At 54.0% G+C, this 21,715-nt stretch carries 13 protein-coding genes; 10 read left to right on the top strand and 3 right to left on the bottom strand.

What is annotated here, in order from left to right:
- Positions 1-245 precede the first annotated feature (245 nt).
- Positions 246-1,106: a tyrosine-type recombinase/integrase gene (locus EVJ22_RS14425; protein ID WP_233589736.1), complete on the bottom strand. Its 861-nt coding sequence runs from the start codon at positions 1,104-1,106 to the stop codon at positions 246-248.
- A gap of 4 nt (positions 1,107-1,110) precedes the next feature.
- Entirely contained in the window at positions 1,111-1,566 is a 456-nt protein-coding gene (locus EVJ22_RS14420) for a sigma factor (protein WP_131444183.1), read from the bottom strand.
- A gap of 318 nt (positions 1,567-1,884) precedes the next feature.
- Between EVJ22_RS14420 and EVJ22_RS14415 the strand changes: the two genes are divergently transcribed.
- The 3 genes from EVJ22_RS14415 to EVJ22_RS14405 all read left to right on the top strand — a co-directional run bounded on the left by EVJ22_RS14415 (position 1,885) and on the right by EVJ22_RS14405 (position 6,826).
- Positions 1,885-3,972 (top strand): heparinase II/III family protein, encoded by a 2,088-nt coding sequence (locus EVJ22_RS14415; RefSeq protein ID WP_131444182.1) that lies wholly within the window; start codon positions 1,885-1,887, stop codon positions 3,970-3,972.
- 115 nt (positions 3,973-4,087) lie between these two features.
- On the top strand, positions 4,088-6,148 hold the full coding sequence (locus EVJ22_RS14410; RefSeq protein WP_233589735.1) for a heparinase II/III family protein: 2,061 nt from the start codon (positions 4,088-4,090) through the stop codon (positions 6,146-6,148).
- 171 nt (positions 6,149-6,319) lie between these two features.
- Positions 6,320-6,826, top strand: a complete 507-nt coding sequence (locus EVJ22_RS14405; protein ID WP_233589734.1) for a hypothetical protein — start codon at positions 6,320-6,322, stop codon at positions 6,824-6,826.
- Positions 6,827-6,860: 34 nt separating this feature from the next.
- On the opposite strand, the gene EVJ22_RS14400 is transcribed toward EVJ22_RS14405, so the two are convergent.
- Positions 6,861-8,687 carry a hypothetical protein gene (locus EVJ22_RS14400; protein WP_131444180.1) on the bottom strand — a complete coding sequence of 609 codons (1,827 nt, stop codon included), beginning with the start codon at positions 8,685-8,687 and terminating at the stop codon, positions 6,861-6,863.
- A 286-nt stretch (positions 8,688-8,973) separates the two neighbouring features.
- Between EVJ22_RS14400 and EVJ22_RS14395 the strand changes: the two genes are divergently transcribed.
- The 7 genes from EVJ22_RS14395 to EVJ22_RS14365 all read left to right on the top strand — a co-directional run bounded on the left by EVJ22_RS14395 (position 8,974) and on the right by EVJ22_RS14365 (position 21,713).
- Positions 8,974-11,031 (top strand): bifunctional metallophosphatase/5'-nucleotidase, encoded by a 2,058-nt coding sequence (locus tag EVJ22_RS14395; RefSeq protein WP_199749343.1) that lies wholly within the window; start codon positions 8,974-8,976, stop codon positions 11,029-11,031.
- 170 nt (positions 11,032-11,201) lie between these two features.
- A complete protein-coding gene (locus EVJ22_RS14390) occupies positions 11,202-13,850 on the top strand; it encodes a glycosyltransferase (protein ID WP_131444178.1) in 2,649 nt (882 codons plus the stop codon).
- Between the two features lie 9 nt (positions 13,851-13,859).
- On the top strand, positions 13,860-14,177 hold the full coding sequence (locus EVJ22_RS14385; RefSeq protein ID WP_071398121.1) for a hypothetical protein: 318 nt from the start codon (positions 13,860-13,862) through the stop codon (positions 14,175-14,177).
- A 69-nt stretch (positions 14,178-14,246) separates the two neighbouring features.
- Positions 14,247-17,315, top strand: coding sequence for a CgeB family protein (locus EVJ22_RS14380; RefSeq protein ID WP_131444177.1), 3,069 nt, complete (start codon positions 14,247-14,249; stop codon positions 17,313-17,315).
- Complete coding sequence (locus EVJ22_RS14375; protein ID WP_131444176.1) at positions 17,312-19,483, top strand: glycosyltransferase; 2,172 nt, start codon at positions 17,312-17,314, stop codon at positions 19,481-19,483. Before EVJ22_RS14380 ends, EVJ22_RS14375 begins: the two co-directional genes overlap by 4 nt.
- Positions 19,484-19,610: 127 nt before the next feature.
- Complete coding sequence (locus EVJ22_RS14370; protein ID WP_071398119.1) at positions 19,611-20,900, top strand: nucleotide sugar dehydrogenase; 1,290 nt, start codon at positions 19,611-19,613, stop codon at positions 20,898-20,900.
- A gap of 15 nt (positions 20,901-20,915) precedes the next feature.
- Entirely contained in the window at positions 20,916-21,713 is a 798-nt protein-coding gene (locus EVJ22_RS14365; protein ID WP_071398135.1) for an ABC transporter permease, read from the top strand.
- Positions 21,714-21,715 lie beyond the last annotated feature (2 nt).

The following is a 21,715-nucleotide window of genomic DNA, read 5'->3' as shown; positions in this document are numbered from 1 at the left end:
TTGTGCATCCGTCTTTGCCCGTCAAGTAGCGTTCGGCCACATGAATTTTGAAAGCCTTCGTAAATTTGACCATAAAAACACCCCATAAAAGTTGGATTTTTATGTCCAACTTTTATGGGGCAGTTCAAATGGGTCACTTATTTCAAGTGTCCTTCATTCGGGGTTCAGTTCAGAAAATGAGGTCGGATCTCTTTCTGTACAAGTGTTCATAGCAAGTAATGTGCAGTCAGGAAAGTGATAAGTAATTAATCCAGTCTTAATCGCCCGACCGCATCGCGTAAATGGTTTTCCTGCACGCGGATATAACGTCGCGTCGTCTTCGGCTCACGATGCCCGAGCAATTCCGACAACGTCGTCTCCATGACCCCTTGTTCATACAGATGGGTCGTGAACGCGTGCCGCAGTTTATGCGACGTGATCTTATGGCCGATCACCTCGGCCGCTGCTCTCGTCAGGTGGCTGTTAATCGTCGTCTTGCAGATCGTCCCTGCACGCAGCGACGGGAAGACGAGGGGCGAGTCGACGCGGCGACGCTCTTCCTCGAGATACGTCTGCATGATGGCGTAAATCATGTCATTCAACGGGACGGTGCGTGTCTTCCCGGCTTTCGACTCCCGAATATGGATGCGCCGTTCTGTCATGTCGACGTCACCGAGCTCGAGCGTCCGCACTTCGTTGATGCGCATCCCGGTATGGAGCTGGAGCGTCAGGAACGTCCGGTAAAGCGGGACGTCGATCGTGTCGATGATGGTGAGGATCGTCCGCGGGGACGGGACGTCTTGCGGGAGCGGCTCGTTCACTTTCACACGGAGCTGGTGGAACGGGTTGTGGGTGACGAGATGCTCGGCGATGGCCCAGTCATACAGTCCGCGCAAGGCACTCAAATAGTTGTTGATCGTCACGGGCTGACATTGCTTGTCACGCAGCGCATCGATATATGGCATGACGTCTTGGCGCGTCTTGAAGTCGTCAAGGTGACTGTCTGGTCCCATCAGCTCGAGGAAGCGGTTAAATTTGTAGTCGGCTTGGTCGATCGTGTTTTGTGCCTTCCCGGTCATGCGTAAAAAGTGGAGGTGTCGTTTGACAGCCTCATCGATTCGAATCATTATCTCATTTCTCCTCGTACTCGTTGTCTTCGCGGAGCATCCGGTGCAGCTCGGCCTTATAGGCGCGGAGCCGGCTCGGGGAGTAGCCGAGCGTGTCCTCGGTGCCGCGGAGCAAATGGCAGAGTAAAGTGTAGTGGCGGTTTGGTAAAGTCTTTTGCTTGTCGGCGAGCCAAAGCGACAACGGCATCGCCTCCGGATCGATCTGTTCCGGCAGACGCTCGCTCGCGACCTCATGGATGAGCGTCTTCGTCTTCGTCGCCCGGTGGTTGAGGATGGCGCCGCGCACCCGGATGTAACAGTACGTCTTCGACAGCGTCTTCCCGTCCAGGATGGCGCGCCAGAGGGCGATGCGGGCTGCTTGGGCACAGTCGTCGGTCTCGTTTTGATGGATGTGGAGCTGACGGATCACGTAATGAATCATCGGTTCCCAATCGTTTAGTTGTTGGTCGATCTCGTTCATGGTCGGCTGCTTTCTCGCGCGCGTTCAGGTTTTCCTAGGTGAATACAGCATAATGGTTGTTATAGAGAAATGGTCGTTAGGTGAAACAACGCCTAGCGCTTGTTTCGTGTTTCCGGGACGTTATACATAACGGTTGCCGTGACGGAACGACGCGGTTGGCGAGGTGCAAAAACAGCATAACAACCATTATAGGAGGGTGGTATAAAATCGATGTTAATTGCATTAAAAGGGGAATGATAGCCACTTTTTATTGTTTATTCTTCATTTATTGGATACAATTTACAAATGACAAACTTTTGGAATTGTGAGGCAAAACATATGAACCGATTCAATCGCCAGATCGCGACCGTCCTACTCGGCGGCACGCTCGTCTTGTCACCGCTCGCGGCCGAGGCCAACTCGGACTTTAACGTCCGTGTCGCCCCGAAGACGACGCTGCATCAGATGAAAGATAAGAAGGTCGTGCCGCTCCAGACGGTGAGCACGACGCGGGAATACCGCATCGTCCGTCCGTCCGGCTGGTACTACCTCGCCATGTCCGGCGGCAAGCAAATTTATGTGAAGAAGAGCCAGGCACAGGTCGTCCCGGCCCGGTCGCTCACGAAAGCACGGCTCACGAGCGCGGTCAACCGTTCGCTCGTCCACGACTATATGCGCGGGACTCCCGGCCACGCGCCGTACGAGTATGACCGCTTGACGACGGAGCAGGCAAAACAGTTCGCCGACCGGGCGCTTCGTGGCGACTGGTACATCCCGACCGCGCCGAACCAGCTCCTCGTCCCGAACATCGACACGTTCAACTGGCATAAGGACGTGCCAGCGGTCGACAGCACGTCGTATCCGTTCCAACTCCATTACTTGACCGTGCTCAACCAGTTGACACAGGCGTACAACGACTCAGGCGACCTCGCCTACTTAAAGTACGGCGAACGTCTCATCAAGAGCTGGACGACAGCCCACCCGGCCTCGAACTATAAACGTCTCAAGTGGGGCTATAACGACCAAGGAACGGCGATCCGCGTGTTCCACCTGTTGAACTACTGGGACATCTATAAGAAGACGTCGCTCCACAAGGACCCTGCGTTCACCGAACTGATGCTGAAGACGATCTACGAACACGGCGAGATCTTGGCATCGCCCGACTTCTATAAGTCGCGCCACAACCACGGTATCTTCCAAGACATGGCGCTGACCGCCATCGCCCAGAGCTTCCCCGAGTTCGACAAGAGCGGTGCGTGGCAGTCACTCGCGAGCACGCGGCTCCAAGCACAAATCTCGCATAGCATCTCAGCCGACGGCATCCATCTTGAGCATTCGCCGGGCTATCAAGTGTACGTCTACCACACGTTCGGCCGCTTCCTCGAATGGGCCGAGGCGAACGCCTTCACGTTGCCGTCGCGCATCGAGGACATTAAAGAAATCCCGGTCCAGCTCGCCTACATGGTCAAACCGAACAGGACGTTGCCAATCTTCGGCGACACGGCCGGACATTTGCGGGCGATGAACATCATCCCGGGCGCAGCTGACTATCCTGAGCTCGCCTACGCCGTCAGCGGCGGGCTGGAAGGGACCGAGCCTGCACTGTTGACGAAGCAGCTCGGTAGCCAGTACAGTTTCATGCGCGAATATTGGGCGAAACCGCCGCAGACGTTCTCCGGTGCGACGCAAGTCATGATGACGGCGGGCTATCACTCAAACGCCCATAAGCACGCCGACGACCTGAGCATCGACTTATACGGGCTCGCCCGCGACTTCATCGTCGAGACGGGACGCTACGGCTACACGAACCGCCCGGAACGGCGTGAAGTGTTCAAAGTCGAGGCGCACAACACGGTCCACCGCTACGGCGAAGGGCTTGACCTTGGCGCCGACATGGTCGGCAAGAGCCGCATCGTCTCCGTCGAGGATCTTGGTGCGACGAGCATCGCCATCGGTGAGAGCGAACTCGTCGGCAAAGGCGGGGTGCATCGCCGAACGCTCGTCTACGACAAAGCGAAGACGCTCGTCGTCTATGACAAGATCACGTCTCCTGAGCCCGACATGTTCGTACAGCGGTTCCACCTCGGGGACGGGTTGAACTTGTCGCGCGGTTCGATCGAGCTAAACGACGTCCAGTTCCGAGACTCGACGCGCCGCACAATCCAACTCATGCAGCTCGAGACGGACGAGGACTCGTACATGTCAATCCAGCCGAGCCACTTGTCGGTCCGTGACTTCGAATGGAAGCCGCGCGAGCAGGTCGTCTCGGTCGAGTACGGGACGTCCGTCCGTTACATCACGCTCATCCGGATCGACCGGACGAACACGTATATCGAGCAGGCGGACATCGAGGAACGCGAAAACGACTATGTCGTCACGTATACGGTCTCGAACGGAGAGACGGGCACGATGACGATCCCGAAATGAATGAAGCCCGGCCTCGTGCCGGGCTTTCTGTTATTTACCGGGAGTTTTCGTTGTATCCTATGCCCTGTTCAGGTAGAATTTTCAAGTAATGAATGGAAATGAAGTGGGGGACACGATGGAACACTCAATCTCTAGACAATTCGTCAGCCAGCTCACGCCATGGGCGAGCAGCGACTGGAACGCCCGGCTCGCACCGGGGACGATGTTGTACCAATGGAAAGGCAAGCAGGTCGTCCCGTACATGCGGACGAGCGCGACAACTGAATATCGCCTGATCCGACCGTATGGCCGCTACACGATTGTCCGGTCACGGTCGCGGCAACTTCTCGTCTTGACGTCTACAGTTGAGCTCATCCTGACGCGTCCGCTCACGAAAGCGAGGCTCGGGGGCAGTTTGAACCGCGTCCTCGTCCATAACTATATGCGACAGAAAGCGGCGTACACTCCGTATACATATGAACGGTTGGCGGACGACCAAGCTGTCACGTTCGCCGACCAGACGCTCAATGGGGACTGGTATATCCCGACGGCACCGCACCGCATCCGTGTCGACGACGTCGAGTCGTTCGACTGGGAGCGTGACGTCCCGGACGTCGACAGCAAGTCGTTCCGCTTCCAGCTCCATTACTGGACGACCGTCAACCAGTTGACGCGGGCGTACCGGCAAACCGGTCGGCTCGATTACCTCGCCTACGCCGAGCGTGTCGTCCTCAGTTGGACGAAGCGGTATCCCGTCATGCGCGCCGACCGCGTCGCCTATAACGAGCACGGCACCGCCGTCCGTGTCTTCCATCTGCTCAGCTTTTGGGACGCGTACCGTAAGACCGAGCTCCATCGCGACCCGGGTCTGACCGAGCGCATCTTGAGCGTCGTCTATGATCACGCGGTCTTATTGGCGTCGCCGACGTTTTACCGGATGCGCCATAATCATGGACTGTTCCAGGACATGGCGCTGCTCGCCATCGCCGAGACGTTCCCCGAGTTCGACAAGAGCGAAGATTGGGCCCGCATCGCTCGCGCCCGGCTCGATGACCAGCTCGAGACGAGCCTGTCTGAGGATGGGACCCATCTTGAGCACTCGCCGGGGTACCACGTCTACGTCTACCATACGTTGGCCCGCTTCAGTGAGTGGGCGGGCTTGAACGGCATCTTGTTGCCGCGCCGCTTCGAGACGATCCGACACATGCCTGCGCAGCTCGTCTATTTTGTTAAGCCGAACCGGACGCTGCCGATCTTTGGCGATACGAGCGGACATATCCGTCCGTTCGACATGGTCCCTGACACGCGCGACTTCCCGGGGCTCGCCTATGCGCTCAGCGGCGGGACGGAAGGGAGCCAGCCGACCGAGCTCGTCAAACGGCTCGGGACGCAATACGCCATCATGCGCGAATACTGGGCACATCCGAAACGTGTTTTCAGCGACGCGACGCATATCACGATGACGGCCGGCTATAACGGCTATGCCCACAAGCACGCCGACGACCTCAGTTTAGAGCTGTACGGCCTTGGTCGTGATTTTATCGTCGAGACGGGCCGCTACGGCTATACGGACCGAACCGAGCGCACCCAGGCGTTACGGGTCGCCGCCCATAACACCGTCCACCGGCTCGGCGAAGAGCTCGACTTGTCGGTCGAGAACATCGGACAGAGCGGGATCGTTTCGGTCGAACAAGATACGAAGGCTAGCGTTGCCCGCGGCGTCAGCCGACTCATCGGGAACGGGGCGACGCATGAGCGGAGGCTCATCTATGACAAAGCGCGCACGCTCCTCGTCTATGACCGGATCACGTCGCCTGAGCCCGACCTGTTCGTGCAGCGGTTCCACCTCGGAGCAGGCCTCGAACTCGTCGCAGAATCGGGGACCGCGCGCGACGTCTTGTTCCGCGACGTGAACCGGCGCTCGATTCAACTCGTCCAGCTCATGTGGTCGGACGGGTCTTACATGGAGATCGAGTCGAGCCACGTCGCGAGCCGCGACTTTGAGTGGGTGCCGCGCAAACAAGTCGTCTCGGTCGAATACGGTACGGACGTCCGCTACTTGACGCTCATCCGGCTCGACCGGACCGACAATCCAATCGTCGAAACGAAAATTGAGCAACGAGACGAGACGACTATCGTCACGTACAGATTGGCGAGTGGATCAAAACACGTGATAAAAGTACTAGAAATTATTTGATTGAATGCTCGATAACACAAGTCTTTCTCCTTGCATATGGTTGATATGTACCATAAAATCAACTATATAAGTTCTATTTTTGGACATTATTAACATATTTTGAAATTACATATGTTAAAATGAGTATGTAACAAAAATTTAATTAGGTATATATGCCTACAAGGAGGAGTCATGAGCCGAATTGAAGAACGAATGAAAAGAACAACTAAAAGATGGAAGCAAGTTGCGCTTGTCTGCCTGCTACTTCTTTCAAGTGTGCTGTGGATCCAACAAGAGAACGATGCCGATGCCGATACAGGACTTCTTCCTTCTGTCACAGGAGAACAGTTAACATTCAGCGGGATGGCGCTACGGTTTGATCCTGTAAATGGGCCTTACATTCATGCGAATGCGGCACATTATCCACTTGGATTCAAAGAAGCTTACATAGATCAGAACCGTGGCTATTTGACGGTCCGACGGGATCGTGTCGATTCGGTCGTTTCGATCATCGTCGACCCGGATGAAACGCTCACGGCACGAGGTATCACAATCGGCGCCTCGGGCGGCGGTGTCGTCACGAACCTGTATTTTTATCAAAATGGTCGACTCCTCAATCTAGCAGACCCGGTCGACTATGCGATTATCGCCGGGCCATTCTCGAACGCTTGGATGACGATCATCAGCCAACCGAAATAAGACGAAGCCTCCTCGCGCGCGAGAAGGCTTCGTCTTATTTTTGTTTCGCGTCTTGGTAACCGAACGCTTGAATGGTCAAACTGTCATTCAATTTCGCGTCGAGTTGCGACAACACAATCGTTTGTTTCGGGTCCCAGCCGGCGAGGTCGACCTCGTCCGAGCTGAGTCTTCCGCCCGCCCAGTAATTTTTGTTGACTTGGAATTCATATCCGTACACGCGTTCGAGCCAGCGTTTGTCGCTCGAGCGGACCGCCAAGTATGAACTGGAACCGCGCATCCCTTTCACGACTTTGACTTCGAATGCAGGCGGTGCTTGATTGTAAGCGTCAAGTGTCTTGCTGCCGATGCGTACAAGTTCTTCTTGATCGATGTGACTATACTCACTATATGAAAGCCGACCCATTTCAACTTCATAGGTGAAGCCGTCAATCGTTGCGCCGTCAATCGTGACGACGCGGAACGTTCCGAGTCCATGAGGATGATCGTAGATGAAATAGTGTCCATCCTGTTCGTTTCGGGCAATCTCGGTTGAAATAACGTCAGGACCTTTGAATGTGATTGCCATCAAACCAAGTTCACCGATGAGGGCATTGACGGCGCGTTTATGGTAGATTGGATAGCTCCATGAGCCGTGGGGTTTGTTCTCGGTTTGAATTTGGATAAGATTGCTTTGATTGCTTAAAGCGACGAGCGGTTCGCTGAACTGGTCGAACGTCATCACGCGGTCGACCGTGCTGACGACGTACTGGACGTCGGCTTTTGTTGCAAAGAAACGTTCGTTCGGGCCGGCCGTGTCATTCGACGCGAAAGCCTTGACGTAATCGTTCATATGTTTCGGTGTGTGTACGATGTTTAACTGTTTAAACAGCTGCGTGAGCTTGGTCACGGTCACGTTTTGCAATGCCGTAGCGACGGCTTTCTCATCCGTGTCCATCCGTTTACCTTGGAGGACGACGGCCGGTTTCGTCGAACCTAGTAATCCGTTCGGGCCGTCGAGAATGTGCGTCTTTGTTGGGGTAGAAACGGCTCGTACTTTAAATGTATTTGTGCCGCGCACGAGAATGTCAGCATGTTTTACGTTCAAAAAACCGATTTCTCCGTTGTACATGACCGGCAACTCGAACGAGTGTTGTGCCTTATTGATATCCCAACGCTCGATCGTTCCTTTGCCTTTCAGCGTAAAAGCGCCGTTACTGTGAAACTGTTGGACAGGTCCGTTCAGCGTCACGCTCAGCAACTCGTCTTCTGAAGGAGCGAAATAAGGTGAGCCGTTAAAGATGACTTGGCGAAGCGGTGCGGCCGTCGTCACAGTGATTGATTGTCTGACTTGTAAAGTCAGACTGTCGATTCGTGCCGCTGCGTTTTTATCGATTGAGAACGTCCTACTTACCGGTACGAACTGTCCAAGGATTAAGTTCTCGAACCCGACAAGCGTATTGTTTTTGACGACTGGTTTTACGAGTGTGCTGCGGAGCGCGTCCGCATTTTGTTTAAACAGCGGCAACAGCGCCGGGTCGATCTTGACGCTCTTCCCATTGAGGCTGACGATGGCCGTCCCTTTATATGTCATCACCTCATTGTAGTCGAATTGTTTGATGGGCACTTCATCCGAGATGATTGAGGCAGTCGTGACGTATCCTTTCGTCTTCCCGGTTTGGACATACGCCCACGTGCTCGTCTTGCTGATGACGGTCAGGCGGGTGTTCGCCTTCAGTGTCTGGAGCGTTTTGGCACTAGACTTCGCCGAAGCTTTAAGATGGGTCGATTGGACTGTTTTATAAGGCGGAGCCGCTGCATCCGCCTGTTGGACACTAAAGATGAGTAATAATGTAAGAATTAGAGCTGATAACGGTTTATACATAATAAGCCTCCCTTTCTTCCCCCATTATATAGAAATAGAAATTAGTTAATGGCATCAATTAACAAATTACGGGAAGCGTTTTTTGTGGAAATTGTAAAAAGTTTTAAAATCTTCAATTCGTGATTGTTGAATAGGAGGATATCCGTTACTCTAGAACTAGAGCGAATCGTACATAATGAGGGAAGAATTGGGCGACTTTGGGGTAAAAACGGATAGATTCGAGTCGAACGATGTAAGCGCTTACCTTTTTTTGTGCTGTTTGCGAAAACTGAAAGGGGAATTGTTTATGCGACAGAAAACATCACGGAGGCTTTACACTGCACTCGCGGTAGCGGCCGTCTCGGCAGCATCGATCACACCGGCGGCAGTTGAAGCCGCACCGAAAGCGGCGGACGTCAAGTTAGGCGCGGCCTACGTCACCGGAGGAGATCTCGACAGCGCGTTGGATGCTACATATAAAGGGGCGCCGATCCACTGGTACAAGTCGAGCGTCAACTTGCATAAACTCGGGAAATTCCAAACGGCACGGGGTTATGTCAAAGGGAAAGGCTTGATCGTCGAGAAACGCGTCCGCGTCCTCGATTATCCGATGGCAATTCTAGCACCGAAAGAACCGCTAGTCTTCAAGCAAGGTAAAGCGGCGACAGGTATTTTGAAGCAACACGTTGAGTTTGTCAGCGGCACATACGAGAAACCGGTCCGTTGGAGCGGAATCGATACGAGCGAAGTCGGCGAATTCATCGCGACGGCTACGTACACGAACCGTGGCAAGACAATCACACTCGAAGTACCTTACACAGTCGAAGGCTATAAGCTCTCGGTCATGCATACGAACGATACACACGCATCACTCCGCTATGCACCGAACCGTGCGACGGCAATCAAACAAGTCCGCGCTGAAAACCCGGATGCTCTGTTGATCGACGCTGGGGACGTCTTCTCAGGATCGCTTTACTTTAACGAGTTCAAAGGTCAAGCCGACCTTAAACTCATGAACTATATGAAATACGACTTGATGGTACCAGGTAACCACGAGTTCGACCTCGGGACAGAACAAGGCCATAAAGAACTTTCAAACTTTGTCCGCTACGCGAACTTCCCGTTCGTCAGCTCGAACGTCGACTACTCGGGCGACCAATACATGAAGAACTTGTATCGTGACGAGACGACAGAAAAAGCTTACAACGGTCGCCTTTATGAAGGTGTCATTAAAGTCGTCGACGGCAAGAAAGTCGGATTCTTCGGTTTGACGACAGAAGAGACTGCCGATATCGCGAGCCCGGGACCAATCCAGTTCCAAGACTATATCGAAGAGGCTGAAAAAGCGGTCGCAGCATTTGAAGCGATGGGCGTCAACCAAATCGTCGCGGTGTCGCACCTCGGGTATAACGACAACCCGAACGTCGACAACGACTTGTTACTCGCTGAAAACGTCGACGGCATCGATGTCATCATCGGCGGTCACACGCATACGCGTCTCAACGCACCGGTCGTCATCACAGAAGGCAAGACAGAGCCGACGGTCATCGTCCAAGCGTACCAATACAGTGAATTCCTCGGGACGCTCGACGTCGAATTTGACCATAGCGGAAAAGTCATCAGCCAAGCTGGTAAGTTGATCGACGTGAAAGTGCTTGAGCCGGACGCACGTGCGGTCGCACTCCTCGCACCGTTTAAAGAGGACGTCGACAAAATCAGCCTCGCGCCGATCGGTGTGACACTCACAGACGCATTGGTTAACCCGCGTCTATCTGACCCATCGCCTGTCAGTGTCCGTTCGAACGAGACAGCACTTGGTAACTTGATCGCTGACGGCATGCTCGCGAAAGCGAAAACGTTTGACGCGAACATCATCGCAGCGGTTCAAAACGGTGGTGGAATCCGTGCGGGCATCGATGCTGGCCCTGTCACGACAGGTGAAGTATTGACGACGCTTCCGTTCGGTAACACGCTCGCAGTCATGGAACTCTCAGGGGCAGAACTCCTCGCGGCGCTCGAGCGCAGCGTCAGTGTTTACCCGCTTGAAAACGGTGGATTCCTCCAAGTTTCAGGACTTAAAGTCGAGTTCGACAGTTCGAAACCTGCGAACGAACGCATCGTCAGCGTGACGTATAACAACGGCACAGAAGACGTAGCCATCGAAACAGGCGGCACGTACAAAATCGCAACAAACTTCTTCACAGCTCAAGGCGGCGACAACTACGCTGAGTTTGAAGCAGCGTTCAAAGCTGGACGCGTCACGGATCTCGGTTTCAGCGACTGGGAGAACTTGCGTGACCATATGATCAGCCTCGGTGAAATCACACCGACGGTTGAAGGACGTATCGTCGACGTAAACGAATAAGCTTGATTGGTGTATCGGGACTATCCGATACACCTTTTTTGTGTCGTAATTTGTCGGAAATCGGCGCCTCGATTGGGCGAATTGCGACTGTCATACAACTCTGTTAATATACAGGAGGATATGCCTATTGATACTAGAGGAACGACTATGAGAAAAGGTGGAGCGAACGCATGGATGTGAAAACGACGCTGCGTGATGTGCAGGCGCACATTAAGTGGTTAAAAGATGAGAAAGAACGAATCAAAGGGAACGACAGAATCACCGGTGACGAGCTCGTCCTCATCGATGACTTGCCGTCTCTTTCAAGAAAAACCCAACAGCCTCATCTTGATGATGTATTAGGGGCGAAGCGGTTGCAGCAGCTTGAGATGGAAGTGGCGGCAGCGAAAGACCGTTTGCCGCGTGAACTACCGGCCCTCGTCGAATCGAACGGGAGCGGCTATTATGAAAAGACAGACGTACACATCGCCTTCGTCGGCCCGGTCCGGCGGGCGAACGAACTCGAACGCATCTGTCATACGCACCTCTTTGAGAACGTGTCTGGATTTTTAGAAATCACAGAGACCGAAAAGCTCGACTTTTTATTAATCTCGGCCGCGCTCGTCGAGGAAGAGACGACGACGTTCCACCATATGGGCACGCCGCTCTCGCACTCACGCCACTGGCTCGAAAAATTGATCATTCAGGCGCGACGTAAAGAAGTGCCGGTCGTGTTCGAGACTACGCTCGATACGAACCATTTTGACCGGTTCTCGTCACTCGCGGCAAAGGCGGACTATATCTTTACATCGAACGAAGAACGGTTGAACGATTATATGGAAGAAGCCGGGCACGAACGCGTCTTCGTCATCCGTCCGGGCATCGACCCGATCCGCTTCAACCCGATCGGCATGTATGCGGGCCGGCACGAGACGGCGCTCGTCACGAACGCGTTCCCGGTTCACCGTTTCATGAACGACTTGACGATGCTCGCTGAAGGCGTGCGCGCCGCCAACAAACCGCTCCTCGTCTTACGGGAACGGCACGAGGCGTTCTTGTCGGAAGCCCCGCAAGAACTGCACGACGCGCTCGTCTTGGCAGATGAGACTGAAGCGGAACAGTTGAAACGGGCGAGTGACTGGATCCTTCACGTCAACGAAGTGAAAGGCAGCCCGACGATGACCGAGACGTCGATCTATGAGGCGCAAGCCCGAGGGAACCTCGTCATCACGAACTATAACGTGGCCGTCAACAACGACTTCCCGAACGCGTTCATCGCGACGAGCGCCCTCGACGCTAAAGGCATCCTCGAGATGTTCGAGTCGAAGGACGAACGGTACGAGCATCAATTGTTAGGGGTCCGTAACATCTTCTCGAACCATACGATGTATGATCGATTCAGTGAGATGTTGTTCGCGCTCGGCATCGATAAAAAAGTCCGTCGTCATGTCCTCGTCATCGGACGGGGAGACACAGCTAAGCTCGAGGCCCAGTTTGAGCGCCAGTCTTATCCATATAAACGATTCGTCGCCGAGACAGACTTGACGGAGGCGGACCTGCTTAGCGTCGACTACGTGACCGTGTTCGACAGCCGTCACATGTACCTCGACTATTACGTCGAAGACTTAATCAACGCCTTTAAATATACGGACTCGTCGTTCGTCACGAAACCGGCTGCCGGGCAAGTCGAGCACGACTTCGTCGATTGCTATACGGACGTCGCGCTCACCGTCTTTAAAGCGGCCGACGTTTCAATCGACCACCTGACAGGTGAAGAAACGTTATCAGGTAACGGCTATGTCATCGATCGGTTTGAACGGTTGGACGGAACAGACGAACTCGTCGAGAACGAGCCGGGTGCGTACAAACTGTCGATGATCGTCCCGATTTACAATAATGGACGCTACTTGTATAACAAGTGCTTCTCGAGTCTGCGCCGCAGCTCGATGTTTGACGAGATGGAAATTTGGCTCGTCGACGACGGGTCGACTGACAGTGAGACGGCGAGTTATATCGAGCGCCTCGTCCGCAAGTATCCGAACGTCTACACGTATGCCTTCAATGATGGTGGGAGCGGCAGCGCCTCACGTCCTCGTAACAAAGGCGTCGAACTCGCGACGACAAAGTTCATCGCGTTCCTCGACCCGGACAACGAGGCGGTCAACGACGGCTATGCCGAACTGTTCCGCATTATGGAGGACGACTCGCTCGACCTCGCCGTCGGCAGCATGTTAAAGCTCGCCTCGCGTGAAGCGATGATCGAGTTGAATGACCTTGAGCCGGACAGCGTGAAAATCCTCGACGACCCACGGGCTTACTTGCTCGAACATAACTTTAAAGTCCAAAGCATCCAGACGATGGTCATCCGCAAATCGTTCCTCGACGCGAATCACTTGGCGCAAGTCATCGGTGCGGTCGGACAAGATTCGCTCTTCTTCCAAGAGATGTTCTTGCGGGCGGAGCGCGTCGCTCTCGTCGACTTGACGATTCACGACTATTACGCGGCTGTTGCCGGTTCGACGGTGAATACGATCACGAAGAAATATTTCGATAAATGTGTCATCCGCGAGACGGCCCGGGCGAAAGCGTTCGCCCGTGAAGGCGTCCTAGACGCATATCGTGACTCACGTTTCGAATACTTCTTTGAGATGTGGTATTTAGTGTTCTTGCGCCGGAGCCGCCCGGAAGACTTCAACGACAACGTGGAGAAGCTCTACACGATCGTCGAACAATACCGTCCGCTCGAATTGACGCGTCCGCTCGTCAAACAGTTTGTGGAATTGCACGAAGCGGGCCAACAATCTGAATTGAAGCGTCTCTATTTCGACGCGTATTTGTGAGGTGACGGCATGAACAACGAAAACGAGTTCGAAAAAGAGATCGGGTTGTTAAAACAACGGCTCGAGCAACAACAGATAGAAATTCGCCGTCTAAAACACGATGAGCGGCTAGCACGTCAAAAATATCGCCGTCTCGTCCAAAAGTATGGCGAACTATTATATACGTTCGATTGGCTCATCAAAGCGTTCGAACAAAAAGAACAGACCGTGAAAGAATGGTCGCAGAAATATCAGGCGCTCGATCATCGCTATCGTCGTCTCGTCCACTCAAGGGCCGGGAAAGCGATTTTGAAAGTACAGGCGGCCGCAAAACGAATTAAAAAATAAACGGTGAGCGAAGTGGCAGTTGCTGTCACTTCGTTTCGCGGTTAAATCGGTTTACACGGAGGGCATCAGATGGATTGGCAGAAAAAAGCACGGCGCGCCGCCTATTTAGGGGTGCAACGGTCAAAACGTCTCGGGCGTAAAGTGCTCAAGAAGACGACTCAACAGACAGGACAGGCATGGCGTGAAGTCGCACCAAATTGGTATACGCGCTCGCCCCACGTCCATACAGAAGGGACAGACCTCGTGTTCACGAGTGATGAGACTGTCGTCTTGACGTATCGTCCTGACGGAAAGAGCGACGTCGTCGCGATCGAGAAGTTGCTAGAGGAAGGGACGAAGTCATTTATGGCGTCACTTCGCGTCAAACGACGCGATCGTCTCGCACCCGTGCTGCATCTTGAGGTGTATCGTAAAGGTGGCCGTAAACGCCTCGTCACCTTGCATGATGGAGACAATGAAGAAGTCGTGCTCGGCGTAGGCGAACAAATTGTACGAGCTCATCTCGAAATTAATGGGACAGGCGCGTTCAGCATCATCGACATCCGCCTCGGTCAAGTACCGATTTGGCAAGGGGAAGGGCTCGCGGCGAACGTGGCGCTCGAGGCGTTCGATTTCGTTCGTCCGCTCACGGAAGAGACGCTCCAATCGATGACACCTGAGCGTGCCATCGCCCGCTTTGAGGACGGGACGCTCGTGGTCGAGGCAAGCGGCAACCAGTACGCCCATTATGGCGTCGGTGAGGTGGCGTTGCCGCACGTTGATACTGAGCGCGGCATCGATTTCCCGACCGGGGACATGGATGACGACTTGTACCGCTTCTACTTTAAAGGTGAGGCGGACGGGACGGTAGACGCTTCACTGTTTATCGCGACGTATACGCAAGCGGGACGGGACCGTCTCATCGAAGTGCCGCTCGGATTGAGCGGTATCGTCCGCATCGCGCCGTCGCACCGCTCAATCCGTTATTTCATGCGGGTGAGCGGCCAAGGCAACTTGCGGGAGATGCACGTCGGCATGATCCGTGAGAAGAGCGTCCGTAAAGAGGACATATTCTCGCTCAAACCGTCGATGTGGACGATCCCGGCACCGGACGTGATCAAGTTGAAGGCACGGGACAATCAGCTCGTGATCGACTTGAAAGGGGAAGATGACAAGCGCCGGTACATCTCGTACGCAGAGATGAACAACAGCTTCAAAAAACTTCCGACCGAGTTCCCATACGAAGTGAAACCGAACTGCCGCTACCGCGTCACGGTCGACGGCGAGGCGGGGGAAGGGACGAACGTCGTCCTCTATCTCGTCGCCTATTCAGCGACCGAGCGCCAAATCATGCAACAAGTTCAAATCGGCAGCGAGAAAGTGTTCTACTTCGACCGTTCGATTCGCTTCTTGCGCTTCGCCCTCCGTGTTGACGGGAAAGGCGAGGCCCACGTCGACCGGATCCGAGTCGCCGAAGAGCTCGTCAGTGACGGGACGGAACATCCTGACTTTAAAGACGTGCGGGAGGCCAGGTTCTTCGCGCCGAAACCGCGCGAGCTCCACGAGTTGAAAGTCGCAGCCATCTTCGATGAGTTCACGATGGCGTCTTATGAGCCGGAATGCCAGCTCATCACGTTCACACCAGACGACTGGAAGTCGACGTTGCTCGATGAACAGCCGGACGTCTTGATCGTCGAGTCGGCCTGGAAAGGGAACCGCGGGGCGTGGGAGAAGAAGATCGTCAAATATGGGACGAACACGTGGGAAGAGCTTGACGCCTTGCTCGCGTGGTGCCGCGTCCAAAACATCCCGACCGTGTTCTGGAACAAAGAAGACCCGATCCATTACGACCGCTTCATCGAGACGGCAAAACGGTTCGATTACGTCTATACGACTGACTTGAACCGTGTCGAGGACTATAAGCGCGATTGCGGCCACGACCGTGTCGACGCGCTACCGTTCGCGGCCCAGCCGAAAGAGCATAACCCGATCCGCCTGCCGGGCACGCGCGAGCCGTATGCGAGCTTTGCCGGTTCGTATTACGCCAACCGTCACGAGTCGCGTAAAGCCGACATGGACCGCCTGTTCGCTGCGGCTGACAAATACGGGCTCGTCATCTACGACCGCAACTATGCGATCAACCAGCGCGGGGAGAGCGACCAGCTCCAGTTCCCGGAACAGTTCCGTGATTCGATCCGCGGCAGCTTGAAGTACAATCAGATCGCGAAAGCGTATAAAGGCTTCAAAGTCATGTTGAACGTCAACTCGGTCAACGATTCGCCGACGATGTTTTCGCGCCGTGTGTTCGAAGGGCTCGCCTGTGCGACGCCGGTTGTCAGCACGCGCTCAATCGGTGTCGAGGCGATGCTCGGCGACTACGTCTTCCTTGACGACGGCGAGTCAGATCTAGATGAGACGTTCCGCCGTCTCATGACGGACGAGGCGTTCTATGAGGACGTCGCGATCGGCGGGATGCGTCACGTGCTGACGTATCACACGTACACGCAGCGTCTCGCGAAGATCGCTCAAGACGTCGGCATCCCTTACCGCGTCGACAACCCGAACGTCGCCGTCTTGGCGTTCGTCCGCTCAAAACAAGAAGCGGACCACGTCGTGAAACAGTTCGAGGCCCAAAAGTATGTGCATAAGAAACTGCTCATCTTCCTCGACAAGTTCGAGGATCATATCGACGTGTACAATGCGTATAACACTGAGTCGATCTCGACGTTCATGCGTAGCTACCTCGACCACTATACGTCGCTCACCGAGATCTTGGACACGTTCGACTGGGTCGCGCATCTTGACCCGGCCGATTACTACGGTCCCGACTACTTGGCCGACTATTTGCTCGCGGCCCGCTACGCGGACGCCGACATTTTGACGAAAGCCGACTATTATTCATATGAAGGAACGTTGCAAAAGCATGATCAAGACGAATCGTTCCGTTACGTGTTCGATGCGATCCCGTCGCGTTCGATGATCAACCCGGCGGCGCTTCGTTTCGACACAGTCGAAGCGGCGCTCCATCGTTTCGAGGCCGACGCGAGTTTACGTGACCTCGCGCGCTCAGGGAAACGTATCTTTAGCGTCGACCCGTATCAATATGTGAAAGGCGGCGTCTCGATCGATGAGGCGTCTCGACAGGAGGTAACAAGATGAAGCAGCAGAAGCTTCGGATTTTAGTGTATGGGGACGTCAACTTGAACTTGATCGACGGATCGGCCATCTGGCTCACGTCGGTCGTCCACATGTTGAACCAAGACCCACATATCGAGGTCGACGTCTTATTGAAACGTTCGATCGTCAAACCGGAAGTGACGGCCTCGATTAAACAGCTCGACCGCGTTCGTTTCATTGACGTCTTCACGAAAGATTCGGGCAAGCAAGACGAGCCGTACTATGAGAAGAAAGTACTGCAACCAAATGAAGCGGCCCAGCTCATCCATGAGCTCGTCCAGACCCACAACTACGACATGGCGTTCATCCGCGGTTTCCAACTCGCCTACGAGCTCACGTCATATGAAGAGACGATGAAGAAGACGTGGACGTATATCACGGACTTCACGCATGATCAGTCCGAGGCGTCGCAAGAAGAGCTCGCTCGTCTCAAGCAGATTGCCGGGCTTTCGGCCCGGATGCTCTGTCAGACGGCCGAGATGAAGCAATATTTTGAGACGTTCCTCGGGACGCCGCGCCCGTTCCTTATCCTTAACCCGATGATTTCGAACATGCGCGACGAGGAACCGACGTTCAAACGCCAACACAAGCGGCTCGTCTATACGGGCAAGTTCGCCCCGCTCTGGTATTCGTCGGAGATCCTTGACGCCTTTGAACGGTTGCGCGTGCGCATGCCGGACGTCGAGCTGAAAGTCGCCGGCGATAAGTTCAACCAGGATCCGAACAACCCGAACTTCCGTAAAGACGTGACCGCGCGTCTGCAGCATGACGAAGGTATCGATTGGCTGAAAGGGATTCCGCGCGCGGACGTCGAGACGTTGATCGCCTCGAGTGATATCGGTCTCTCGTGGCGCCACCCGGACCTTGACGCGAGCTTAGAGCTGTCGACGAAACTGCTTGAGTACGGTGCGCTCGGCAAGCCGGTCCTCTTGAACCGCAACCCGATGCACGAGTCGCTCCTCGGCTCGAGTTATCCGCTCTTCGTCAACTCGGAAGACGAGTTCGTCGACAAGGTCGAGCTCGCCTTCACCCATCCGGCGATCTACCGCGATGCGGCGACACGCCTCTACAATATGGCGAAGTACTATACGTTCTCGAACACGTACGCGCGCTTGCGCGATGCGATTTGGGAGATGCGTCCAACGACCATCTTGTTCGCCGGCCACGATTTGAAGTTCATCCGCATGTTCATGGAGCGCTTCGAGCAAAATCCGAGCTATCGTGTTATCGTCGATGAGTGGGAAGGGCACAAGATTCATGATGTCAATCACAGTAAGGCTTGTCTCGCCGAGGCGGACGTCATCTTCTGTGAGTGGGGTCTCGGCAACGCCGTCTGGTATTCGAATCATAAACTGCCGCACCAGCGCCTGATCGTCCGGATTCACCGGCAAGAGAAAGAGACGCCGTTCCCGACCGAATACAATCTCGACAATATCGACCGGATCATTCTCGTCTCACCGTACATGCTCGAGGAGATGTCACGTCTCTTCCACATCCCACGGCACAAAATGACGATGATCTATAACGCGGTCGACGGGGCGAAGCTACGAAAACCAAAACAGACGGACGCGTTACCGTTCCGCCTCGGCATGATCGGTATCAACCCGAAACTAAAACGTCCCGACCTCGCCCTTGACGTGTTAGAGAAGTTGCTCGAGCAGGACGACCGTTATCACTTATTCTTTAAAGGGCATCATCCGAGCGAAGTTTATTGGATCGCGAAACGGGAAGAAGAACGAACGTACTACGAGACGTTCCTCGCCCGGATCGAGGAAGCACCGCTCAAAGGGCACGTCCATTTTGACGGGCATGGCAACGACGTCGATGACTGGCTGCAAAAGATCGGCTTCGTCTTGTCGATGAGCGACCTCGAGAGTTTCCACTTGTCACCGGCCGAAGGAATGGCGTCAGGTACGTATCCGCTCATCCGTCATTGGACGGGCAGCGAGACGATCTACCCGGACGAACTGCTCGTCGATGAACCGCTCGCGATGGTCGACACGATTTTGTCATATAAAGATCAGCCGTCGCGCCTCGTCGAGGACGCAACGCCTTATCAACAGTACGCACTGAAGCACTTTGCCGTCGATCAGCTGTTTCCGAAGCTGGAACGGGTCGTGATTGGGGAAACACCGGCAACATTGTCATGAAAATGTAATTGCGTCCCTGATTTGTTCAAGAGTATAATGAGTATTGTTTTATTATCGATTATGAACTAAACTGATGGGCATGCGCTTCAACAGAAATGCATCAGAAACATTTGGAGGTTACTACACAATGAAAGTATGTACAGTAGGTCTTGGATATATTGGATTACCGACTTCGGCCGTGTTCGCCAACTATGGCGTCGACGTCGTCGGCGTTGATATTTCGCAACACGTTGTTGATAAATTGAACCGTGGCGAAATCCACATCGAAGAGCCAGGTCTTGGCGAAATGGTGGCGGACGTCGTCGCTAAAGGCAAGTTCCGGGCGTCACTCACGCCAGAGAAAGCAGACGCGTTCATCATCGCGGTACCAACACCGAACAACGATGACGAGCACAAGTCATGTGACCTCACGTACGTATTGGATGCGACACGTAAAGTATTGCCGTTCGTCGAGAAAGGCAATGTCATCATCGTCGAGTCGACGATTGCGCCACGCACGATGGACGATTTCGTGAAGCCACTCGTCGAAGAAGCTGGATTCGTCGTCGGCGAAGACATCTTCCTCGTTCACTGCCCAGAGCGCGTCTTGCCTGGTCAAATCTTGCATGAGCTCGTTCACAACAACCGTATCGTCGGTGGGATCACGCCGGCTTGTGCTGAAGCAGGCGCTCGCGTCTACGGCACGTTCGTTGAAGGCGAAATCGTCAAGACGGATGCGAAGACGGCAGAAATGTCTAAATTGATGGAAAACACGTTCCGTGACGTGAACATCGCGCTCGCGAACGAACTCGCAAAAGTTTGTAACGACCTCGACATTAACGTTCTTGACGTCATCGAGATGGCGAACAAACACCCGCGTGTCAACCTTCATAGCCCGGGTCCAGGTGTCGGTGGACACTGTCTCGCGGTTGACCCGTACTTCATCGTCGCGAAGTCACCGGACCTCGCGAAAATCATCAACTTGTCACGTGAGACGAACGTCTCGATGCCGGCTTACGTCGCAGATAACGTCCAGAAGTTGACGGACGGAATCGAAGCGCCAAAAGTGGCAGTCTTCGGTGTGACATACAAAGGGAACGTCGACGACATGCGCGAAAGCCCAGCGGTCGACATCTGTGAAATCTTGCTTGACCGTGGCGTCAACATCTCTGTCCATGACGGACACGTTGAAAAGTCGACATCAAGCCGCTTTGACCTCGTGTCAAAAGAAGAAGCGCTTCAAGATGCGGACCTCGTCCTCGTCCTCGTCGACCACAACGAATTTAAAACACTCGACTTCGCAGAACTCAACTCGACAATGCGTCGTCCGATGATTTTCGATACACGCAACATCGTGAAACCTGCGGGCGAAGATGTGACGGTCGTGAACTACGGAAATCTCTATAAATACACAAAGGAAACGAATCTCGTTCTTTGATTCTGGTGAATGAACATGTTTAAATCCGCGAAAGCTATCTTTACAGAGCTGAAGTCGAGCATGTACTTGATCTTCCGTCTCGCAACTTATGAGACGAGAAGTAACAACTCGATGCAGTACCTCGGATTTTTATGGGAGTTCGTCACACCGTTATTGCAGATTGGAGTTTACTGGTTCGTATTTGGATTTGGTATTCGAAGCGGCAGGCCGATTGATGGCGTGCCGTTTCTGCCATGGCTCGTCGCCGGGATCGTCGTTTGGTTCTTTATCGCCTCGGCCATCACCTCTACGGCCCGTTCGGTCTATTCGAAGATCGGTATGGTCTCCAAAATGAGCTTCCCAATCTCGACAATTCCCGCATACGTCTTACTCGCGCTATTCTACCGTCACGTAGCGTTAGTCGGCGTGTCATTCATTTTGATGTGGGCGTTCGGGTATCCGATGGGACTGCACTCGCTCTGGTTTATTTATTTGGCAATCAGCGCACTCGCGCTTCTCTATTCACTTGCACTCATCACGTCCGCTCTCACGACAATCGTCCGCGACTTGCAGAATTTGCTGCAATCGATGATGCGGATGTTGATGTATTTGACACCGATTTTCTGGGTACCACCGGCGAATCTCGCGAATCTCCTTCAAATCAACCCGCTTTACTATTTGGTTGAGGGATATCGGTCGATGTTCCTTGGGTCTGACTGGTTAGCAAATAACTGGGCTTACGGCCTCTATTATTGGGCCATCGTCATCGTTCTCTTCTTCGTCGGGTCGATGATTCACTTACGTTTCCGTCGACACTTCATCGATTACATTTGAGG

It is taken from the genome of Exiguobacterium sp. SH0S7, from assembly GCF_004337195.1.
Lineage (GTDB): Bacteria > Bacillota > Bacilli > Exiguobacteriales > Exiguobacteriaceae > Exiguobacterium > Exiguobacterium aurantiacum_A.
This window is presented reverse-complemented; position numbering and strand designations above follow the sequence as displayed.